This is a genomic window from Nocardia sp. NPDC002869, assembly GCF_046764065.1.
Lineage (GTDB): Bacteria > Actinomycetota > Actinomycetes > Mycobacteriales > Mycobacteriaceae > Nocardia > Nocardia rhamnosiphila.
Map to the genome: position 1 here is coordinate 1 of NZ_JBKOOL010000335.1, position 1,506 is coordinate 1,506.

Annotated in this window: 1 protein-coding gene; it reads left to right on the top strand. The window is 67.4% G+C overall.

Features of this window, described 5'->3' with window-relative positions; all coding sequences use genetic code 11:
* Positions 1 to 239: 239 nt before the first annotated feature.
* Positions 240 to 1,451: a methionine adenosyltransferase gene (gene metK / locus ACLML9_RS28725; protein ID WP_411948425.1), complete on the top strand. Its 1,212-nt coding sequence runs from the start codon at positions 240 to 242 to the stop codon at positions 1,449 to 1,451.
* Positions 1,452 to 1,506 lie beyond the last annotated feature (55 nt).

Consider the following 1,506-nt stretch of genomic DNA (forward strand, 5'->3'; position numbering starts at 1 on the left):
TCTTCCCCCCCCCGCCGCTCTTCCGCGCGGCCCGCGGGGGGCGCGACCGCGATCCGCTCCCGCCGGCGGGGGGGGCGGGTGCGGGGGCGCGGCCGCGCACGGCCGGAAACCCCTCCAGGATGGTGTCCGAAACCCCAATTACGCCGCCCGTTCTAATAGTCTGGGAGTCCAGGGGCGTGACCGGAGCCGTGCGCTACGGTCCCTCCGGACACGAGTAACCGTTGAGGAAGAGGGAAACTGTGCGCACGTCCGGTAGCCGGCTATTCACCAGTGAGTCCGTGACCGAGGGTCATCCGGACAAGATCTGTGACGCCATCAGCGATTCCATCCTCGACTCTCTTCTGGCCCAGGATCCCCGCAGCCGGGTCGCCGTGGAAACCATGGTGACCACCGGTCAGGTGCATGTGGCGGGCGAGGTCACCACCGAGGCCTATGCGGATATCCCGCATATCGTCCGGGAGAAGATCCTCGAGATCGGATACGACTCCTCGGCAAAGGGATTCGACGGGAACTCCTGCGGCGTGAATATCGCGATCGGTGCGCAATCGCCCGATATCGCGCAGGGTGTCGACACCTCGCACGAGGCGCGGGTCGGCGGCTCCGACGACGAGATCGAACAGCAGGGCGCCGGCGATCAGGGCCTCATGTTCGGTTACGCCAATACCGACACCCCCGAACTCATGCCGCTGCCGATCGCGCTGGCCCACCGCTTGTCGCGCAAGCTCACCGAGGTCCGCAAGACCGGGGTGCTGCCGTATCTGCGTCCGGACGGCAAAACCCAGGTCACCATCGAGTACGACGGTGACAAAGCGGTACGGCTGGACACCGTGGTTCTGTCCACCCAGCACGCCGCCGATATCGATCTGGACAATCTGCTGGCCCCCGATATCCGGGAAAAGGTCGTCGACGCGGTGCTGGCCGATATCGCCATCCCCGACCTGGACATCTCCGATATCCGCCTGCTGGTGAACCCCACCGGCAAGTTCGTGCTCGGCGGCCCGATGGGCGATGCCGGCCTGACCGGCCGCAAGATCATCGTCGACACCTACGGCGGTATGGCCCGCCACGGTGGCGGCGCGTTCTCCGGCAAAGACCCCTCGAAGGTCGACCGCTCGGCCGCCTACGCCATGCGCTGGGTCGCCAAGAATGTGGTCGCCGCCGGTCTGGCGGACCGGGTCGAGGTGCAGGTCGCGTATGCGATCGGCAAATCGGCGCCGGTCGGTCTGTTCGTGGAGACCTTCGATACCGAGAAGGTCGACCCGGCCCAGATCTCGTCGGCGATCACCGAGGTGTTCGACCTGCGCCCCGGCGCGATCATCCGCGACCTGGATCTGCTGCGTCCGATCTACGCGCCGACCGCCGCCTACGGGCACTTCGGCCGCACCGATATCGATCTGCCCTGGGAGCGCACCGACCGCGCGGACAAGCTGCGCGCCGCCGCCGGACTGTAAGCTCCACGTCCCGCGTGGATCGACCACCCACCGACACCCCCGCCGACCCCACGTC